The sequence below is a fragment of the Arthrobacter sp. NPDC056691 genome, from assembly GCF_042791415.1.
Lineage (GTDB): Bacteria > Actinomycetota > Actinomycetes > Actinomycetales > Micrococcaceae > Arthrobacter.
The window spans coordinates 45,434-64,304 of sequence record NZ_JBHTXX010000016.1 but is presented as its reverse complement, the minus strand read 5'-3'; the positions used below and the strand labels follow the sequence as shown (position 1 = coordinate 64,304).

General features: G+C 63.5%; 16 protein-coding genes. 6 read left to right on the top strand and 10 right to left on the bottom strand.

Annotation, left to right across the window (positions count from 1 at the left end):
- Positions 1-452: 452 nt before the first annotated feature.
- The 7 genes from ACFRAU_RS14150 to ACFRAU_RS14120 form a co-directional block, all read right to left on the bottom strand.
- Positions 453-1,529 (bottom strand): SIS domain-containing protein, encoded by a 1,077-nt coding sequence (locus tag ACFRAU_RS14150; RefSeq protein ID WP_378000367.1) that lies wholly within the window; start codon positions 1,527-1,529, stop codon positions 453-455.
- Positions 1,526-2,308 carry an ATP-binding cassette domain-containing protein gene (locus ACFRAU_RS14145; protein ID WP_377991921.1) on the bottom strand — a complete coding sequence of 261 codons (783 nt, stop codon included), beginning with the start codon at positions 2,306-2,308 and terminating at the stop codon, positions 1,526-1,528. Before ACFRAU_RS14145 ends, ACFRAU_RS14150 begins: the two co-directional genes overlap by 4 nt.
- A gap of 24 nt (positions 2,309-2,332) precedes the next feature.
- Positions 2,333-3,538, bottom strand: coding sequence for an alanine racemase (locus ACFRAU_RS14140; protein ID WP_378000366.1), 1,206 nt, complete (start codon positions 3,536-3,538; stop codon positions 2,333-2,335).
- 13 nt (positions 3,539-3,551) lie between these two features.
- The gene (locus ACFRAU_RS14135) at positions 3,552-4,526 is read right to left on the bottom strand and encodes an ABC transporter permease (RefSeq protein ID WP_377991923.1); all 975 of its coding nucleotides are present in this window, start codon (positions 4,524-4,526) and stop codon (positions 3,552-3,554) included.
- Positions 4,523-5,524, bottom strand: a complete 1,002-nt coding sequence (locus ACFRAU_RS14130) for an ROK family protein (protein WP_377991924.1) — start codon at positions 5,522-5,524, stop codon at positions 4,523-4,525. Before ACFRAU_RS14130 ends, ACFRAU_RS14135 begins: the two co-directional genes overlap by 4 nt.
- Positions 5,521-6,594, bottom strand: coding sequence for a phosphotriesterase (locus ACFRAU_RS14125; RefSeq protein WP_377991925.1), 1,074 nt, complete (start codon positions 6,592-6,594; stop codon positions 5,521-5,523). The genes ACFRAU_RS14130 and ACFRAU_RS14125 overlap by 4 nt, the downstream gene beginning before the upstream one ends.
- 127 nt (positions 6,595-6,721) lie before the next feature.
- On the bottom strand, positions 6,722-7,861 hold the full coding sequence (locus ACFRAU_RS14120; protein WP_378000365.1) for a substrate-binding domain-containing protein: 1,140 nt from the start codon (positions 7,859-7,861) through the stop codon (positions 6,722-6,724).
- Positions 7,862-8,123: 262 nt separating this feature from the next.
- Here ACFRAU_RS14120 and ACFRAU_RS14115 point away from each other — a divergent pair, with 262 nt between their 5' ends.
- A complete protein-coding gene (locus ACFRAU_RS14115; protein WP_378000364.1) occupies positions 8,124-9,311 on the top strand; it encodes an ROK family protein in 1,188 nt (395 codons plus the stop codon).
- A 732-nt stretch (positions 9,312-10,043) separates the two neighbouring features.
- Here the strand turns inward: ACFRAU_RS14115 and ACFRAU_RS14110 are convergent.
- The 3 genes from ACFRAU_RS14110 to ACFRAU_RS14100 all read right to left on the bottom strand — a co-directional run bounded on the left by ACFRAU_RS14110 (position 10,044) and on the right by ACFRAU_RS14100 (position 12,122).
- Positions 10,044-10,331 (bottom strand): hypothetical protein, encoded by a 288-nt coding sequence (locus ACFRAU_RS14110; RefSeq protein ID WP_378000363.1) that lies wholly within the window; start codon positions 10,329-10,331, stop codon positions 10,044-10,046.
- 489 nt (positions 10,332-10,820) lie between these two features.
- Entirely contained in the window at positions 10,821-11,000 is a 180-nt protein-coding gene (locus tag ACFRAU_RS14105) for a hypothetical protein (protein ID WP_378000362.1), read from the bottom strand.
- 258 nt (positions 11,001-11,258) lie between these two features.
- Positions 11,259-12,122 carry a sugar phosphate isomerase/epimerase family protein gene (locus ACFRAU_RS14100; protein ID WP_378000361.1) on the bottom strand — a complete coding sequence of 288 codons (864 nt, stop codon included), beginning with the start codon at positions 12,120-12,122 and terminating at the stop codon, positions 11,259-11,261.
- Positions 12,123-12,369: 247 nt separating this feature from the next.
- Between ACFRAU_RS14100 and ACFRAU_RS14095 the strand changes: the two genes are divergently transcribed.
- The 5 genes from ACFRAU_RS14095 to iolD all read left to right on the top strand — a co-directional run bounded on the left by ACFRAU_RS14095 (position 12,370) and on the right by iolD (position 18,861).
- Positions 12,370-13,365, top strand: a complete 996-nt coding sequence (locus ACFRAU_RS14095; protein WP_378000360.1) for a substrate-binding domain-containing protein — start codon at positions 12,370-12,372, stop codon at positions 13,363-13,365.
- A gap of 72 nt (positions 13,366-13,437) precedes the next feature.
- Positions 13,438-14,487, top strand: a complete 1,050-nt coding sequence (locus tag ACFRAU_RS14090; protein ID WP_378000359.1) for an ABC transporter permease — start codon at positions 13,438-13,440, stop codon at positions 14,485-14,487.
- A gap of 11 nt (positions 14,488-14,498) precedes the next feature.
- Positions 14,499-15,425: an ATP-binding cassette domain-containing protein gene (locus ACFRAU_RS14085; RefSeq protein WP_378000358.1), complete on the top strand. Its 927-nt coding sequence runs from the start codon at positions 14,499-14,501 to the stop codon at positions 15,423-15,425.
- 31 nt (positions 15,426-15,456) lie between these two features.
- On the top strand, positions 15,457-16,887 hold the full coding sequence (locus tag ACFRAU_RS14080; protein ID WP_377991908.1) for an aldehyde dehydrogenase family protein: 1,431 nt from the start codon (positions 15,457-15,459) through the stop codon (positions 16,885-16,887).
- Between the two features lie 24 nt (positions 16,888-16,911).
- Complete coding sequence (iolD, locus tag ACFRAU_RS14075) at positions 16,912-18,861, top strand: 3D-(3,5/4)-trihydroxycyclohexane-1,2-dione acylhydrolase (decyclizing) (RefSeq protein ID WP_378000357.1); 1,950 nt, start codon at positions 16,912-16,914, stop codon at positions 18,859-18,861.
- The last annotated feature ends 10 nt before the right edge of the window (positions 18,862-18,871 follow it).

Genomic DNA, 18,871 nt, shown 5'->3' with positions numbered 1-18,871 from the left:
CTGTGGTATCGGCACTTGCGACAGCTGCACACCGCCCGGCTAGCGTCGGGCTCTTCGACGCTAGCTGGGGACAATGGAGTGGTTCCACGATGCCCGCGTCGTCAGAAGCCCGAAACCCCAATGGGGCGAGGGGAGCGGCTCGCCGCCAGGTCCAAGGCTGCGCGGATGTCCGATGTTGCCGGGCTCGCCGGGGTATCCCAGCAGACGGTGTTACGGGTTGTCAGGGGGCAACCACGCACCTCGTCGCGGCCCTGGAATGGGCCGAGCCGGACATGAGCAGAGCGACTCAAGAAGTCAGGGTAGGAAGCCGCGCCGAGGTGGGCGCGTGCCGCCGGGTGGACGCGTCGCGTCATGCTGTTTCCTCGATATCGAAGGTGCCTGAAATCGGCGCAATTTATCGCTCTAGCCACTAGGAGGAGTTACCGGAGCCAACGGAAGTCCGGGGCGACCCTTCACACGGTTTTTGTCACCTTTTTGAGTCCCGCGGGGCGGTCTGGGTCCATTCCCCGGCGCAAGGCCAGGCACAGCGCCAGTTGCTGGAGAGGGATGATCTCCATCAGAGGCAGCAGCGCCGGATCGAGCGCGGATCCAGCCGCAGCCTGAATTTCAAGGTTTTCCGCATCATCGGTTCCGCGTGGCCCGATGACAATGAGTCGGCCACCAAGAGCGCGGGCCGCCTCGGCAAAGGCGTGAACGGATTCTCGCCCTCCAGGGCTGGATGTGAAGGCAATGACCGGCGTGCCGGGCTCCACTTGTCCGAGGGGTCCGTGGGTCGCGTCGGCGGCGCTCCAGCCCGAGGCGGCTATGGAGTTAGTCTCCATGAGCTTAAGTGCGCCTTCTTTTGCCGTGGACATTGAGTAGCCACGGCCGACCAGCAGGACCTTGTTAGTGTCCTGGAGCGTCTCTGCAAGCTGCTCGGCCCATGAGGTCGCCCTGTCGATCACCCGGGTTGCGGTTTCGATGGCTCCGTTCGCCCGTGTTTGGATCTCGTTCCAGGAGCCGCCTGCGGCGAGCCTCAGCACGACATACAGTGCGAGCAGTTCGGCGGTGTAGGTCTTGGTTGCTGCCACCGAAAGTTCAGGCCCTGCCATGAGGCTGACATGCACGTCACTCAAAGCTGCGAGTGTGCTGGATTCGTGGTTGGTCAGGGCAATCACGGGGACTCCGCCCCGCTTTGCGGCTCTGACCGTATCGAGGAGGTCCGGTGACTCGCCTGACTGCGACACCGCCAGCATGATCGACGTCGGATATCGCAGCTCGGTGCCGAACGCGGTGACCGTGCTGGGGGTCGATAGCAGGGCGGGAATACCGAGGAGATTGTGTGCCAGGTACTGTCCGTACATTGCGGCATGATCGCTTGACCCACGCGCCGCGAAAACCAGTAGCTCCGGGTTGACCGTGCGGAACAGTTCGGCAGCCTTGAGGAAGGCAGGCTGTTGCTGACTGATGAGATCCTGCCAGCGTGCTGGCTGTTCGGCGATCTCGGACCGCATGTGAGCCCCGGCCGAGGGCTGCCCTTCGATGGTCATGAGCTCAGTCCCGTAATCATGGCGACGACCTCGTTGTGGGATGTTTCGGCCAGCCTCTTGGTGCCGACCTGGGTTCCGCGGCGGAGTACCGAGACGCGGTCGGCGATGCGGAACACCTGGTCCATGTTGTGGCTGACGATGAGAACGGCAGCACCCCTGGAGCGGAGCTTGAGGATGACTTCCTCGACCTTCGCCGTCTCGGCGACGCCAAGCGCCGCTGTGGGTTCGTCCATGAGCACCAGGCTGCTGGCCCAGTGCGTGGCGCGGCAGATGGCGACGCCCTGGCGCTGGCCGCCGGACAGGTCGCTCAGGGTGGCCTTGGCGGAGGGGATGCGGACGTCCAGGGTGTCTACGAGCTCCTGCGTCTGCCTGGCCATTGCCTTCCTGTCCAGGATGCCCAACGGCCCCTTGGTCAGTTCCCGGCCGAGGAACATGTTCATGTAGACCGGCTGGTCCTCCACGAGGGCGAGGTCCTGGTAAACGACCTCGACGCCCTTGGTCCGTGCGTCGGAGGCGTCCCGGAAGCTGACCCGTTCGCCGTTCAGCCAGATCTCCCCGTCGCTTGGCTGGTACAGCCCGGAGATGATCTTGACCAGGGTTGATTTGCCGGCGCCGTTATCGCCGACCAGGGCCACGATCTCGCCTGCCTTTACTTCCAGGTCAAAGTGCTTGATGGCTACGACGCCGCCGAAGTTTTTGTGTATGCCCTTCAGCCGGAGGGGTGGAGCCGGAGCGGATTCAGGGGTGGCAGCCTCGGCTGCCGAAGATGAGAGTGTCATGATGTGTCCTGTCTGTCTGGGGCGTCAGGGGTGGGCCGGGGTGAGCGGTGCGGAGCCGTCGGAGGCCCAGATGCCCTCTACACGGGGAGTGCCTGTAGAGATGCCGGAGATGGCCGCTGTTAGGGCGCGGGTGACAAACACCTGCGGACGGAATCCGAATATCACTGTGTCGCCTTCCGCGACCGGGATGGTGTGGTCCAACGGGATGGTGGCGTAGTAGTCGATGGCCTGTGCTGCGGGCATTTCCACGGGAAGCGCCGGCGCGGCCGAGACGTCCGAGGCGCCGGGAACGACGATCGCGCGCGTGGCGCCTTCACCAAGGACCGGGTCAACGTAGAATCCTCCGCCGAAGACGTAGGCCCTGTCATTCCACAGATGGGACACTTCCGTGACGTACGCGATGGCAGGTTCTTCGGCCAGATCCGCCACGGCATGCAGGGGGGTGGTTCCCGTTAGTCCATGGCCTGGCTCCACCTGGGTGGCTCCGTCGCGGGCAAGCCCCTCCAGTACCGAAATTGATGTGGTTCCGGGCGCGTTGACCGCGAATCCCGTCCGTCCGCTGGCCTCGAGGAGCGCCTTAGCGCGAGCGAGGGTCCGGCGGTTCGGGGTTGCCTCCGCCGTCCCTGTCGCAGGGTCGAACAGGGTGGCCGGGAATGTGGTGATGCCAGCGAAGCGGACGCCAGGGAGGGCGTCGACTGCGTCGGCCGCCTGAACGATTCCTTCCAAGGGGAAGCCGCCCTCGTGGCCGGTGTAGAAGCGGTCATCGGGGGCAATTACGCGGAGTAGGACATCCTGGACGCGGCCGCGCTTTAGTGCCGCGGCACCAGCCTCCCGGGCCTTGGTCTCGCTGAAGACCGTCCAGTACAACGGTTCCAGGGACGCGGCCAGATCGGCCTCGTGCCGAGGTATCTGAACGAGATGGCCAAGGTGCCCCACGCGGAGGCCTCCGGAAGCCGCTGCCACCGCGCACTGCAGGTCAACGCCGACGGCGTGCGTGATGCCTGAGCGCACGAGTGCCTTGGAGACGTCCGGGTTGCGGCCGATCTGCTTGGTCATGGCGAACGGTGTCAGCCCGAGACGGGCCGCTTCCGCGGCGAACGCGACGGCATTGCGTTCAACGGCGTCGAGGTCGATTGCGTAGCAGTTGACGGGCAGCTCGCCGGCTCTGTGCAGGTCGGCAATTGCCGAGAGGAAGCGGGGGTTTCGTCGTCGAAGCAGGTCGAGGAACATCGTGATCCTTCCTCTAGCTCTTCTTGCCGCGGAGGGAGAAGGAGACCGCCACCAGAATGATCAGGCCGCGGACGATCATCTGCTGGGAGACATTGAGTCCGGCGAGGATGAGTCCGTTGTTGATCATGCTCATCAGGAGGCTGCCGATCAGGGCACCGATCACGGTCCCCTTGCCGCCAAACAGGCTGGTGCCGCCCACGATGGCTGCCGCGATAACCGTCATCAGGTCGGTTTCGCCCAGGGTGTAGCGTGCACCGTGCAGGCGGCCGGCGTACAGGAGACCGGCGAGGGCGGCGGCCATGGCGCTGCCGACGAAGACCATCAGCCGGATGCGGTTGACCTTGATGCCGCTAACCCGGGCTGCCGAGGCGCTGTTGCCCACGGCCAGAACGTGGGCGCCATACCGGCGCTGCCGCAGCAGGTGCCAGCCAACAAGCACCGCCAAGGCGGTCCACCACAGCATGATCGGCAACCCTAGAAGATCACCGCCGCCGAAGAGCCAGACGAAGGCGCCGTCGGTCACGGGTACCGATTGCAGGTCGGTCAACTGTCGGGCGAGGCCGGCGATCAGGCCCATCGTGGCCAGAGTCACCAGGAATGAGGGAAGACGCACCATCGTGATGAAGAAGCCGTTAACGAGCCCGACAATGATGCCCACCCCCAGCCCGGCCAGAGCGCCGATCCAAAACTGCCCGGTTCCTTGAAGGACTACGCCGGTTGTCAACGCAGACAGTGCTACGGTCGAGCCGATAGAGAGGTCGATTTCGCCTGTACTCAGCACGAAGACCATTCCGATCGCCATGATCGTGATCGGGGCTGCCTGGATCACGATGTTGAGCAGATTGGTCGTGTTGAGGAAGTACGCCGTCTGTGTGACCGCAAAGAACAGGAACACGAGCGCGAATCCGATGTAGACAACGTAGTTGCTCCAGTTCACCTCCTTGACGTGGGTCAGGAAGTTTGGTTTCGCTAGGGTTGTGGTGCTCACGGTGTGTGTCCTTTCTGAGCAGGTGCGGCCGGTGCGGAGAGCGTGGCGGTAGGGGTGGGCAACCCGGGTTTGGCTGCCGCGAGAGCGAGCCGGACCGCTCCGGCTACTGGTGCGCGGTGGCCGAGCTCGCTTATACGGATATCGAGTGAAGAAGCCCCATGGCGGGCCAGCCAGGTGTGGAGGTGGGGCAACATCTCCTTCCTGCTGCCGATGCCGCCGCCGATCACGAAGACTTCCGGGTCGAGGACCGCGTGGACTGCCACGAGGGCCGCAGCGAGCCAGCGGGCTTCGTCGTCGATGGCTGACCGAGCGTCCGCGTCACCGTCCTGCACTTTCGTAAAGATCTCCCGTGCGGAGATTTGGTCCCCTGTGGCCATTTCGTAACGGCGTACCAGAGCGTCGCCTGCAACCGCTTCCTCCAGGGGGCCTCGCACGTGGTTTTCCGGGGTCAGCGGGTCCGTTCCGAAGGGGAGATAGCCGATTTCCCCTGCGGCCCCCCTGGCACCCCGTATCAGCTGGCCGTCCGCCACGATCCCCATGCCGATCCCGGTACCGACGGAGACGAAGACGAAGTCCGAGTGACCCAGTCCGAGGCCATAGTGCAATTCTCCGAGAGCGGCGACGTTGACGTCATTCTCGATGATCACGGGATGCCCGAGCCTTTGCATAAGATCCTGCGCAAAAGGCACGTCCCGCAGTCCTGAGAGGTTGGGAGCCTGATCGAAGTTCTCTCCGGAGCTGTCTGGAACTCCCGCGCCACCAATGCCTGTCGCCGCGACCTGCTCGGTGCCGGCGCCGACAACTGCACACAACTCACTGACGAGGGCGACAATCTGTTCAACAATGCTGGCGCCGCCGGCGTTTGTTGGCACCTTCCGGTCAGCCAGGATGGTCCCGGTTTCGCTGGCGATGCCGGCCCTGATCTTTGTCCCCCCGAGATCAACGCCGACCACGTAGTAGGCCGCATCTGCGACGGCACGGTCCGGGCCAGCGTTCACAGCCCCTCCTGGGCCAGGAGGCGGAGGGGATTGTCCCGCAGCATCAGATCGGCCTGGGCCTTTGTCAGGCCGATTTCGGCCACCATCGGGATGAATACCGCGCCAAGGTAGTTGTAGCCCCACTGTCCGTGGGTTCCGGGGTTGAGGTATACCTCGGCACCGGTCAGATCCTGGGAGAGCAGGATTTGCCCTGCGTAGCCCCGGTCGGCCAGTTCGGCCAAGTTCCGCGCCCTGCTCGCGTCAGAGCGGTAGTAGGCCCGTTTGGAAAATTCACCTTCCGCCGGCTGGGCGGGGCCGGGCTCCAGGACGAAGTCCCAGAACTCCTTGCCGATGGTGTCGAAGGCGATGTTGGCTCCGGTGTCCAGGACCTTGAGCAGGTACCCGAACTCGGGCTGAATGTCCATATGTCCGATGACGACACGGCTGAGATCAGCCCCCTCCTCGTTCAATATCTGAATCTGCTCCAGGGCCATCGTCCCGTGCGTTGTGTGTGTCACCAGCGACACTCCCGTGGCTAGGTGGGCGCGAGCCGCAGCACGCAGGCACTTCTCTTCGTGGGCCGTGATTTCGTTCAGTCCAGTGGCCTGTTCACCCAGGACGCCGGCTTTGATTGACGTGGAACCGATCCCCGTGGTGACGTCCCCGGTGAACCGCTCCGTCATCTCCTCCAGAGACGCCTCGGCAGTCCAGGCCGGGCTGTAAGGTTCCAAATAGACGGAGCTTCCCGCCACGATGTGCACCCCAGACTGCTCGGAGACCCGCTGCAGGAGGTGCAGGTTTTCACCGAGCGCCGTGCGGCCGACGACACTGTAGGGGCTGAGGTCCACCACGGTGTCGAAGCCCAAGTCCTTGAGTCCGCTAAGGGCGCCGACGGCTTGGGACACCTGGTCGTCCACATAGGCGGGGTCCGTTGGCGGGACCACCAGCGTGTGCGGGTCAGCGAGCGTCTCCGGACGTCCACCCGAGAGCCACGGTCCGGGGACCAGAGACGTCAGGTGTTCGTGATGGAGGATTTTTCCAAGTGTGGCCGGGTCAACCGGACCGAGTACGGTCTGCACAAATTGTGCCATGGGAAGTTCCTTTAGAATGTGCCCGTGGGTTGGGCTTTAGAGATGGGGGTCGTGACGCGTCAAAGGGCTGTAATGCCCCTGTTCTGATTCCGGACCCAGCGTCGCCGGGCCCGGAATCAGTGCCCGCTCACTTGCCTGTGACGCTCGACGGTGGTTCGGTGCCGTAATCGTCCTTCCAGCCCTGGGCCAGGTTGTCCTTAGTGATCCCCGTCGGCGTCGTGGCCACGAGCGCAGGTGCCTTCTTCTTCAGCACGCCGTAGGCGGAGGCAGTGGCCAGTCCCTTGCCGATGGAGATGGAACTGTTGCCCACCAAGCCAACCGCGTTGCCGCCGCGGGCCATGTCGGCTGCGAGCGTGGCGTCCAGGTCGTTGGTGACTACCTTGACGTCGGAGCGGCCGGCGTCGCGAAGGGCGGCGAGCACACCTTGGGCGGCAGTTGCCCACGGGACGTAGATGCCCTTCAGATCCGGGTGGCGCGCTATCATCGCCGCCGCGATCTCCTGGGTCTTGGCCTCGTCCGTGAAGCCCTCCTCAGCGACGATCTTCTCGTTCGGGTACAGGTAGGAAGTCCAAGCCTTGAAAGCCTTGTCGCGCTGGTTGGTGAACCAGAAGTCGGCATCGTGGTACATATAGCCGATGTCTCCTTGGCCGCCGAGTGCGTCCCCAAGGATTTTGGCGTTTAGCTGTCCGGCTTCCGTGAGCGATTCGGTCACGATGGAAACGAACTGCTGCCCTGCCTTGTAGTGAGCTGGCGGCGTGGTCATGATGACGAGCTTGATTCCCTTCTCGACTGCCGGCTTGAATGTCGCTTCCGCCGAGACCGGGTCCACTGCGATGGTCACGATAATGTCAGGGTTCAGCGCCAGCACCGTCTGAAGGTTGTTGGCCTGGGTGGCAGCGTCGAAGCCAGCTTGTGTACTCGCTACGACTTTGATCCCCAGATCCCTAAACTGCTCACGCGCGCCCTTTTCGACCGCGGAAACGAACTCCGAGGATGTGTGCCAAACGAATGCTGCGGTGTAATTGCCGCTCTTGACTTTGGCCTTCTCTCCATCGGTCAACGCAAGTTCATCGAGCTTGCCGGGCTTTTCGCCGTTTGGACCAGCGAATTCAAGGCTGGGCTGTGTTGCCGGCGAGGCCGGAGCTCCTGACCCGGATGCTCCGGATGTCCCTGGCCCGGCGCAGCCGGCGAGCGAGAGTGCCAGCGCCATCGCGCCGGCGATAAGCCATCGCGCATTGCGTCGTCCTACGAGCGTGGGTGTTTCCATCGGTTCCTTGACCTTCCTTGAGCTGCTTGTCAAGGGACGATGCCGCCGCACCGTGGGGAGCCCGGGAGAGTCGCCCTTGACGTGTTGCATCCATTTTGATTTCAGGATGCAACCAAAGTCAAGAGCTTTCGGAGAATACGGGCAATATTTGTTTCGAGGACTGTAGAAATGGCGCCGCGTCCGGTATCTTTTACTTCATGCTGAATCTAAAGCTGAGAGGATCTCGATGGTTCAAAGCACGAGGATGATGAATCGTGGCGCGGTGCTCGCAGAGGTCTTCCGACTGGCCCCGGCGAGCAGGAAACAAATCGCTGAAGCCACGGGCATTTCCACCGCAACTGTCACTCGGGCGGTCGACTCCCTGATTGAAGAGGGGCTGCTGCTCGAAGGCTCGGAAATCGTGTCCGAAAACAGAGGTCGCCGAGCCGTGCTTCTGGACGTCGTCGCGGGCCGGTCATATGTCCTAGGGATAGATCTGGGAGCCTCCAACACCCGGATCATTGTCGCGGATCTTCTGGCCAACCCGATCCTGGCGCTAGACGAGCCAACCCCCTCGGACCTGAACGCCCCGGAACTCGCTGAATGGCTGGCGACGGAGGTGCGGTCGGCCGCCGGCAGCAACTGGCCGCTCGTGGGCGCCGTCTGCCTTGGCCTCCCGGGAGCAGTCAACAGGACCAACAGGTCTATCTCCAACGCGCATCACCTGACGCAGGTGGAAGACAGCCGGTTTCTGCAAAGGTTCCAAGCAGCCGTTCAGAAGGTCGTCATGATAGACAACGATGCAAACCTTGCCCTCCTTGGCGAGCAAAGATTCGGGGCCGCGCGGACATCGCCAACTGCAGCCATCCTGACCCTCGGAACCGGGCTCGGTGCAGGGATCGCAATCGAAGGCAAGGTGCTCCAGGGGGAACGGGGCCTTGTAGGAGAATTTGGACAACTCCCCGTGGGTCCGCTCGGGACCAAACTCGAGCACATGCTCACGGGTCCGGGAATACTACGCCGGGCCGCTGAAGCAGGAGTTGAATTGCACAGTCCCGCAGAGCTCTTCGCCGAAAACGACAAGGGCGGGATAGAAACCCTGCGTGCACACTTCGACCATGCTCTCCTCATTGCCCTGACAGCCATCACCGTCTCCTGCGAACCCAACATCATCGTGCTTGGCGGCGGCATCGCCAAATCGCTGACCTCGAGCCTTCACCGATACGAGAGCGCCCTTGAACACAACCTGCGAATGTCCCCGAGACTGCTACCTGCAGCCCTAGGAGACTTTTCCGGTGCTTTGGGGGCAGTCGTAGCCAGTCTTCACGCTGTCTACTCAGATCTCGGAATGCAGCAGGAGTCACTGGCGGACCTGCCCGTCTCGCAAACACTGACTCCTGAAGCTATCAGGCGGGTCCAAGGCGGGCGTTCCGCCCCCCGCCCGTTCCAACCTGAACCAATAATTCGTTAGATGTAGGCGGCTACTCCACGCCCGGCAGGAGCAGACGGGTTAGCTACCGCCCCGAACCGTGTGCCTGGCACGGTTGGCAACAGGCTACCGAGGGCAGGGTTCCCGGCCAACGGTCGCCCATCCACCCTCGCCGCGCGCTCAATACAGCAAAATCGGCAGCAATTCTTTCCCTTATTGAGAGCCGGACCAAACGGCCGATAATCGTGATTTCGTCAGTGCTGGAAAACGCGCTGGCCTTTTGGCTCTCCAGCGCTCTCTGTGGGGCGAGGCTGGGGTCATGCCCTCTCGGGATGTGGCGCCCATGAGAAGTTCAAAGGAGGCCGCAACGGAATGACGTTCGTTGAATCCCAGCCCTTGGCTCACGTCCCGCACAGAAATGCTCGGGCAATCCCGTGCGTCGCGTTCCGGCTGATCACGGAACCATCGGCGGACGGCCGAATGGTGGAGGCGCGGGGAATTCTCCACGCCTCCCGGACCGCGCACGTCGTTGCCTGATGCTCCAAAACGCTCAAAAAAGAGGGTGTGCACATTGTGCACACCCTGGGCTTCGGATTCGGTTGTCTGGCGTCGGACTGGTTCGGATTGGGGGATGTTTTCGGGGGAGTGGCGGGTTTTCAAGGGTTGGCGCCCGGTTCGAGTCCCACCTTGGGCACGTGTTTTCGCAGGTCAGAGGCTTTTCAGCCTCTGAGTGTGCACATTTTGTGTTGTGAAGGGCCCCTTTGGGGGCCTTTTTCATTGCTGGCCGGTGGTGTGGCCGGTGGCCTCCTTGCCTGGTTCTTGTGCTTGAGTGTTTGGTCTTTGGTACCTGTTCATGGGCAGCTTGGGGTCGGCCGACATGATCTTTGAACGTTCGGCGGAAAATTTCTTTTCTGCTCGACGTTGGTTGTTCATCCCCCTCCTCCTCCTTTTCGGTTGTGGTGGACTGTTCTGCTTATTCATGGTCGGCCTGGGGTGGAACGGCATGACCATCTCCAGTTGCGGAGCCGGCTGTCCGGTGGTGTTGTCTGTTTCTGCCTTCACGACTGTTCATGGCAGGGCTTCCGGCTGGCTGCATGACTATCAGGGAAATCTTGTCCCGAGCTCTCCAGGGGCCCGCCGGGAAGCCACCATCGGATGCTGTCGCTTGCCAGCGCAGGGGCAGGAAGATTAATAGGTGGCTGCTCTCACCAGAGCGGGGGTGTCCGGCTGTGCTGCGGCATGAACGGACCCCAGCAAATGACAGGGACGAGACTGATCACCCATATGAACGACCATTCATGCATCGGTTATGTCAGTTGAGGATCTCAGAATTCCCTGAGCCTCGTCTCAAATCTATTCTGACGGCCCTTCGGCTACGTGCCGACATCGGGTTGGGGTGTACTTGAAGTGCATTGAAGTACAGTCGGGCCATGTCTGCTGACGGCTCATGCCCTTGCGTATGGGTGAGCGGACCAATCTGTCATGGAATCCCCGCCGGTGCTTGCGTTCCAGGCTTTTTCTTGTTCAGTTGTTCGTTGCACTGGCTAACACTTATGTCCTTTGCTCCTGGTTGAGGCCCTTCGTGACTTCGTAGTGGAAGCCGGCGCGGTCCTCTGTTGCCCATGCCTCATAAGACTCGGCCTTCTCGAACAGTCTTCGGTTCTGCGCTGTCGGTCGCAGCCACAGGATGGTTCCGTCGTCAGTGACGGCGTCGACCTGTCCGCTGCACACTGGACTACCCTGCTGCCGGATCTCGATTCTGGCCCCGGTGAGTAGTGTCCAGTCTGTGATGCGTCTCAGGTCCACGGTTCCGTCGGCCTTTCGGATTGGAGGGGTTGACGAGTCTTGGCTGTCTGTGCACGCGGGCTGAGGGCGGGGGAGACGGCATTTTGCTGGCTATCCAGGCGGTCCATCCCGTGGCCGGCAAGTCTTTTTCCTTATGCTGGCCACGGCTTCAGCTTCTCAGATGGGGTTCCTGGAAGCATGGATCTAGTCCGTTGGGAAGCAGGCCGATGTTGTGAAATAGGCCGTCAGCAGGGCTTCCTTGACGGGAAGCGCGCGGTGTTCGTAGGACAGGATTTCCACGCCCCAGGGACCATTGAAGCCGAGGGTTTTCAGGGCGCGGATGAACCCGGTGACGTTTTGGTCGCCTTGTCCGCACAGGCGGCGGTTGTCCCGTGTGTCTTCGAAGAGAGTGCCCTGGACTTCCGCCGCCGCGTCATTGAGTTCGACGCCGAAAATCTGGTCTGCGCCGAGGCTTGCTGACAGTTCGTCCAGCGTTGTTCCTGCTCGGAAGACGTGCCAGTAGTCCACCACCAGCCCGCACCCGGGCATGTCCACCTTCCGCATGAGGTCGGCGGCAGCCGGCACGCTGCCGACCATCGAAAACGGCATCGGCTCAAGAGCAATGCGCGTGCCACGCAGTGCGGCCTCCCCCGTCAGGCGCCGGAGGGGTTCCACCAGGAAGTCGAGGTCGTCCAATGGTTCGCCGATGGATGTTCCCACCTTGATGAACCGTGCACCGAGCGTCTCCGCAGCCTCGAGGAGCAGATCGAACTTAGGACGCCAGTCCGGGGCCAGGCTCTCGTCCCACCAGTCGGTAAGAAGCTCAACCTCAACGTAGCGCAGGCCGGCGTCGTCAATGAGACCCCGCAACGCCGGAAAGCCCAGGGTAGCCCGGGCCTCGGCCAGATCGTCATGTGCCAGTCCGAAACCTGACCATCCGGTGGATGCAATGGCCTCGAGGCGCTCTGCAATGGGCACAGGGCTGGTCTCGGGATTTTGCAGCGGCGCCGCATTGCCGGCGCTGGTCCAACAGGATGCGACGAGTTCCGGGGCACTGGTGGTGGTCATTGTTCTCCTTTGAAGCGCATGGGGCCGGCCCGCCATGCAGTTGGCGGCGTGAAATCATCAAACCACACATCGTTGGAACGGTCTATTGACTTCTGCAATCCTTTCATTCTAGGGTTGGACCGTTCCACAAAGCGATGTGGATCACAATCGTTCAACACCAGCGACCTCCGTTTCCAGCCCCACGCAACGGCGTGGGCCTGAAGCGTTCACGACGGTCGAAGATGGCGCGAATCAAAGGAGATTTCACGTGGCAAAATTCACTTGGCACCGGGGCGTTATGGCTCTCGCCGTCGTTCCGCTTCTGGCGCTGGCGGCGTGCTCAAGCGGCGGAAAGACCGAATCGGCAGGCGCCGGGGCCGCCGCCGGCGGGTCGGTAGCCGACACGCCGCCCCTCAAGATCGCGATGATCACCCACGCCGCAGCCGGGGACACGTTCTGGGACATCGTGCGCAAGGGCGCCGAAACCGCGGCAAAGAAGGACAACGTAGAGCTGCTCTACAGCGGAGACGGAGATGCCGGCCGCCAAGCACAGCTTGTGCAGCAGGCGATCGACCAGAAGGTGGACGGCATCGCAGTGACGCTGGCGAAGCCGGATGCGTTGAAGGATGTTGTCAAGAAGGCTCTCGCTGCTGGGATTCCTGTGGTGAGCTTCAACGCGGGCGAGGACCAGTACAAGGCGCTGGGAGTCATGGCCCACTTCGGACAGAGCGATAAGCTCGCCGGCGTTACGGTGGGCAAGCGCCTGGCCTCCGAGGGCGTCAAACACCCGATCTGTGTTATCCAGGAGCAGGGCCACGTGGGGCTTGAGAACCGTTGCGCCGGCATCAAGGAGAACATCCCAGGTACGGAAATCGTATACGTCAACGGTGCTGACATGACGTCCGTGTCCTCGACGGTTACGGCAAAGCTGCAGTCGACTCCGGATGCGGACGCGATCGTCGGTCTCGGCGCTCCGTTCACGTTGACCATTGTCAAGGCCGTCAAGGAGACGGGCAGCAAGGTCAAGGTTGCATCCTTTGACCTGAATGCCGATCTGGCCAAGGCAGTCGTGGACGGAAGCGTGGACTTCACCGTCGACCAGCAGCCCTACCTTCAGGGCTACGGCACTGTTGACGCCATCTGGGCGCAGAAAGTCGGCGGCTTCACGGTCGGCGGCGGGCAGCAGGTTTACACCGGCCCCGCCGTCGTGGACAAGACCAACGCAGCGGACGTCTCCAAATTCGCGCAGGCCGGCATCCGCTAGGTCACAGGCATACCTGGCTGCGGGAAGACCGGTCCCGGTTCTCCCTCAGCCAGAACAACAAGGAGTTTTTGCATGACACAGACGTTAGCAAAGCCGGCACCGCTGGCCGCCGATGAGCGGATTGGGCGCCGGAGCCCTCTTCAAAATCTGCTGGGACGACCGGAAGTTGGCGCCCTGGTCGGGGCCGTTGTCCTGTTCGTTTTCTTCTCGCTCGTATCTACTACCTTTATCCAGCCGAACGCTTTTGCCACCGTCCTGTACGGCAGTTCCACGATCGGGATCATGGCCGTGGGGGTGTCGCTGCTGATGATCGGCGGCGAGTTTGACCTTTCCACCGGCGTGGCCGTGATCAGCTCGGCGCTGACAGCGTCAATGTTCAGCTGGTTCTTCAGCGTGAATGTCTGGGTGGGCGTGTTCCTGGCGCTGGCCATGTCCCTGGCTATTGGTTTCATCAACGGCTGGATCCTGATGAAGACCAAGCTGCCCAGCTTCATCGTCACGCTGGCGACCTTCCTGATGCTCACAGGCCTGAACCTGGGCCTGACCCGTCTGATCGGCGGCGGGGTCTCCTCCCCGTCAATCTCCGCCATGGATGGGTACAAGTCCGCGCAGGCCGTTTTCTCCTCCTCCGTGAACATCGGTGGTGTGGAGGTGAAGAACACCGTCTTCATCTGGATCGCTCTGGTGGCCGTCGCGTCCTGGGTGCTGCTACGCACCAAAGTGGGCAACTGGATCTTCGCCGTCGGCGGGGATGAGAACGCGGCCCGCGCTGTGGGTGTTCCTGTCAAAGCCACGAAGATCGGCCTGTTTATGGGCGTTGGCTTCTGCGGCTGGATTCTGGGCATGCACAACCTGTTCGCATTCGACGCGGTGCAGTCCGGCGAGGGCGTGGGCAACGAGTTCCTCTACATCATCGCCGCGGTCATCGGCGGGTGCCTCCTCACCGGCGGCTACGGTTCGGCCGTGGGCGGCGCGATCGGTGCCTTCATCTTTGGCATGGCCAACAAGGGCATCGTCTACGCGCAGTGGAACCCGGACTGGTTCAAGTTCTTCCTGGGCCTGATGCTGCTCCTGGCCACCATCGTCAACCTCATCGTCAAGCGCCGCGCAGAGCTCAAGTAAGGGGCGGAGAAATGAATGCACACCAGATCGACCAACAGACCCTGCTCAAGGATGAAAAAGACCCGCTGACCCACACCCCTGTCCATCTGCTCTCCCTTGAAGGCGTGGGCAAGCACTACGGCAACATCGTGGCGCTCAGCGACGTCACCATGGCCGTGGACAACGGCCGGGTCACCTGCGTGCTGGGCGACAACGGAGCGGGCAAATCCACCCTGATCAAGATCATCGCCGGCCTGCACCAGCACGACGCCGGGATCCTGGACATCATGGGCGAGGAACGGCAGTTCAGCTCCCCCCGCGACGCCCTCGACGCCGGCATCGCCACCGTCTACCAGGACCTCGCCGTGGTGCCCCTGATGCCGATCTGGCGCAACTTCTTCCTCGGCTCAGAACTGACCACCGGCTTCGGTCCCTTCAAGAGCCTGGATGTCCAGCAGATGAAGGACATCACCAAGAAGGAACTCGCCGAGATGGGCATCGACCTGCGCGACGTCGAGCAGCCCATCGGCCAGCTCTCCGGCGGTGAACGCCAGTGCGTGGCGATCGCCCGTGCCGTGTACTTCGGGGCCAAGGTCCTGATCCTGGACGAGCCGACGGCCGCGCTCGGCGTGAAGCAGTCCGGCGTCGTGCTGCGCTATATCCTCCAGGCCCGCGATCGCGGCCTCGGCGTCATCTTCATCACGCACAACCCGCACCACGCGTTCCCCGTCGGCGACCGGTTCCTGCTGCTCAAGCGCGGCAAATCGATCGGCTACTACGACAAGAAGGACATCACCCTCGACGAACTCACGGCCCAGATGGCCGGCGGCGCCGAACTCGCCGAGCTCGCCCACGAGCTCGAACAGCTCGGCGGCCACAACGAGGCTCTCAAGGAAGTCCAAGCCGAAGTCGCCGAAGTCGCCGACGCAGCCCACGAAAGCACCACCAGGCGCCACTGAGCGCCACCGTATACAACCAGATGGAGCAACGATGCAGATGTTAATCGCCGGAACCTGGCGCGGCGCCGCCGACGGCAGGACCGAGGACGTCCGGTCACCCTTTGACGGCCGGATCATTGACACGGTTCCCGTCGCCACGGTCCAGGACGCCCAGGCCGCCCTCGACCGGGCAGAGATCGGCGCCCACGTCCAGCGGTCCACGCCGGCGCACGTGCGGGTGGACATCCTACTGCGCGCTGCTGCCCTGGCCGATGAGCGTGCAGAAGACATCGCCCAGGCAATCAGCGCCGAAACCGGGAAGCCGATCACGGAGGCCCGGGGAGAGGCCAGCAGGTCAGGAAACATCATCCGCCTTGCCGCCTACGAGGGAAGCCAGCTCTACGGGTCCACTCTTCCGCTGGATGCCAACGCCGGCACCGGGCTGGACAAGATCGGCTTCACCCTGCGGCAGCCCGTGGGCATCGTTGTCGCCATCACACCGTTCAACTACCCCGCCCTGCTGGTGCTGCACAAAATCGCGCCGGCGCTGGCAGCCGGGAACGCCGTCGTGCTTAAACCCGCCCGGGCCACGCCGCTGACGGCATTGAAGCTGGCGGAATGCTTTGTCGACGCCGGCCTGCCGCCGGAAGCGCTGTCCGTGCTGACCGGGCCCGGCAGCACCCTGGGCGATGTGCTCGTCACCGATCCCCGGGTGCGGAAAGTCTCCTTCACCGGGTCCACCGCCACAGGCACGCGGATCAGCTCGATTGCCGGGGTCAAGAAACTGTCCCTGGAGCTCGGCGCCTCGTGCCCCGTGATTATCCTGCCGGACGCGGACCTGGAACTCGCTTCCAGCGCCGTGGCGGCGGGCGGCTTCATCAACGCCGGCCAGGTCTGCATCTCGGTGCAGCGGGTCATCGTGGACCGCCGCGTCGAAGCGGACTTCCTGGACGCGCTTGTGCCGAAGGTGGAGGCCATCGCTGTGGGCAATCCGAAGGAGGCCGACACCCGGCTCGGGTCATTGATTTCCGAGGAGGAAGCGATCCGTGTCCATTCCTCGATCGGTGAGGCGCGGCACTCCGGTGCCAAAGTGCTTACCGGAGGGGACCGCGACGGTGCCGTTGTCACCCCGGCCGTCGTGGCAGGCGTCGACCCCCGCTCCCCGCTGAGCCGCAACGAACTGTTCGGGCCCGCCGTCGCCGTTTCCTCTGCAACGGACATCGAATCAGCGATTGCCATGGCCAACGACAACGATTACGGGCTCGGCGCCGGGATCTTCACCAGCGATGTCGCCGGCAGCATCCGGGCCATGCGGCAGATCGACGCCGGCAACATCCACATCAACTGGACGCCGCTGTGGCGGGCCGACCTGATGCCCTACGGCGGACTCAAGGGCAGCGGCATCGGCAAGGAAGGCGTCCGTTCCGCAGTGAATGAAATGACCGAGGAAAAAACCGTCGTTCTGCACGGACGCCCCTGGTAACCCACCACCTACTGGAATAAGGCAATGACCACTAACTCACAGACCATCAGGCTCACCACATCCCAGGCCGTCATCAAATACCTGTCGGTCCAGCACTCCGTCGCGGACGGCGTCCGGCGCCGCCTCGTTCCTGCCGCGCTGGGGATCTTCGGACACGGCAACGTCGCCGGCCTGGGCCAGGCCTTTGACCAGCTGGCGGATGACATGCCGTTCATCCAGGGCCGGCACGAGCAGTACATCGCCCACATTTCGACCGCCTTCGCCAAGGCGAGCCGGCGCCAGGCCGTGCTGGCCGTGACCGCGTCCATTGGCCCGGGTGCCCTCAACCTCGTCACGGCTGCGGGCCTGGCAACGGTGAACAGGCTTCCGCTGCTCCTCCTGCCCGGAGACACGTATGCAACGCGGCACCAGGGCCCGGTCCTGCAGCAGCTGGAACACCCCATCGAGGCTGATGCCACCGTCAACGACGCGTTCCGGCCCGTTTCGCGCTTCTTCGACAGGATTACCCGCCCGGAGCAGCTCCTGACCGCTCTGCCGCAGGCCATGCGCGTGCTGACCAGCCCCACCGATACCGGTGCCGTGGTCATTTCGCTGCCGCAGGACGTGCAGTCCCACGCCTATGACTTCCCGGCTGAATTCTTCGAACCGCGGGACTGGAAGGTCCGGCGGCCGCTGCCGGACCCGGAAGAGGTCGACGACGTGGCCCGGCTCATCCGCTCGGCCCGCCGTCCGGTGATCATCGCCGGCGGCGGTATCCACTACTCGGATGCCCACGCTGCACTCGAGGCCCTGGCCGGGCAGGTCGGAATTCCCGTGGTGGAGACTTTTGGCGGCAAGGGCGCCGTGACCAAGGACGAGTGGTGGCAGGTGGGCGGTGTGGGCCTGGAGGGCAACTTCGCCTCCAACACCCTCGTCAAGCAGGCTGACCTGGTCCTGAACGTCGGCACCCGCCTCACCGACTTCGCCACCGGTTCGCAGTCCATCTTCGAGAACCCGGATGTGCGGTTTGCGTCCTTGAACATCGTGGACGCCGATACCCGCAAGCAGGGTGCCACCGGGATCCTGGCCGACGCCCGTCTCGGACTCGAAGCCCTCGCCCGGGCACTGGAGGGCCACAGCACCAGCGAAGCCTGGCAGGACACGGTCCAGGCCGAGAAGGCCGGCTGGGCGCCCATCCGGCTCAAGTGGGTCGATGCCGACACCGCCTATAACCCTGCCGACCACCCCGACGCGCCCGTCACCGAAGCCGTCCTCACCCAGCCGCAGCTGATCGGGCTCATGCAGGAGCATGCACGCTCCGGTGATACGGTTATCGCCGCTGCCGGCGGGGCCCCCGGGGACCTGCAAAAGGTGTGGGACGCGACCGGTAACCGGCACTGCCACCTGGAATTCGGGTTCTCCTGCATGGGCTACGAAATCGCGGCCGGCATGGGCGTCCGGCTGGCCGAAGGCAACAACGACAACCGGGTGGTCACCTTCATCGGTGACGGCACGTTCCTGATGGCACCCACCGAGATCCTCACCGCGGCGCAGGAAGGGCTGAACGTCACGATCATCGTTTCCGAGAACCACGGCTACCAGGTCATCCACCGCCTGCAGATGAACCGGACCGGCAAGGAATTCGGAAACGAGTTCCGCTACCGCACCACCGGGGGCAGCGTCGCGGCCGCCGATGCCCCCAAGGCCCGGCTCGACGGCGACTACCTCAAGGTGGACCTGCGGCAGATCGCCGAAGGCCTCGGCGCGCTGGCCATCCGCGCCACCTCGGCGGCCGAGGTCCGGGAGGCACTGTCCTCGACCAGGGACACCCAGGGCCCGGTAGTCATCGTGGTGCCCACGGTGCCCCACGTTGACCTGCCCGGCGGCGATGTCTGGTGGGACGTCGCACCCGCAGAGGTTTCCGACCAGGAATGGGTTCGCACCCTCCGCGCCGATTACGAGAAGGCACGCGGCAGCCAGCGGTGGTTCGGATGAGCGCCGAACC

What these genes read in the sequence shown, in the direction of transcription:
- ACFRAU_RS14150 (WP_378000367.1), bottom strand. Translation starts at nt 1,529, where the DNA reads ATGACCATCGAAGGGCAGCCCTCGGCCGGGGCTCACATGCGGTCCGAG.
- ACFRAU_RS14145 (WP_377991921.1), bottom strand. Translation starts at nt 2,308, where the DNA reads ATGACACTCTCATCTTCGGCAGCCGAGGCTGCCACCCCTGAATCCGCT.
- ACFRAU_RS14140 (WP_378000366.1), bottom strand. Translation starts at nt 3,538, where the DNA reads ATGTTCCTCGACCTGCTTCGACGACGAAACCCCCGCTTCCTCTCGGCA.
- ACFRAU_RS14125 (WP_377991925.1), bottom strand. Translation starts at nt 6,594, where the DNA reads ATGGCACAATTTGTGCAGACCGTACTCGGTCCGGTTGACCCGGCCACA.
- ACFRAU_RS14120 (WP_378000365.1), bottom strand. Translation starts at nt 7,861, where the DNA reads ATGGAAACACCCACGCTCGTAGGACGACGCAATGCGCGATGGCTTATC.
- ACFRAU_RS14100 (WP_378000361.1), bottom strand. Translation starts at nt 12,122, where the DNA reads ATGACCACCACCAGTGCCCCGGAACTCGTCGCATCCTGTTGGACCAGC.
- ACFRAU_RS14090 (WP_378000359.1), top strand. Translation starts at nt 13,438, where the DNA reads ATGACACAGACGTTAGCAAAGCCGGCACCGCTGGCCGCCGATGAGCGG.
- ACFRAU_RS14085 (WP_378000358.1), top strand. Translation starts at nt 14,499, where the DNA reads ATGAATGCACACCAGATCGACCAACAGACCCTGCTCAAGGATGAAAAA.
- ACFRAU_RS14080 (WP_377991908.1), top strand. Translation starts at nt 15,457, where the DNA reads ATGCAGATGTTAATCGCCGGAACCTGGCGCGGCGCCGCCGACGGCAGG.
- iolD (WP_378000357.1), top strand. Translation starts at nt 16,912, where the DNA reads ATGACCACTAACTCACAGACCATCAGGCTCACCACATCCCAGGCCGTC.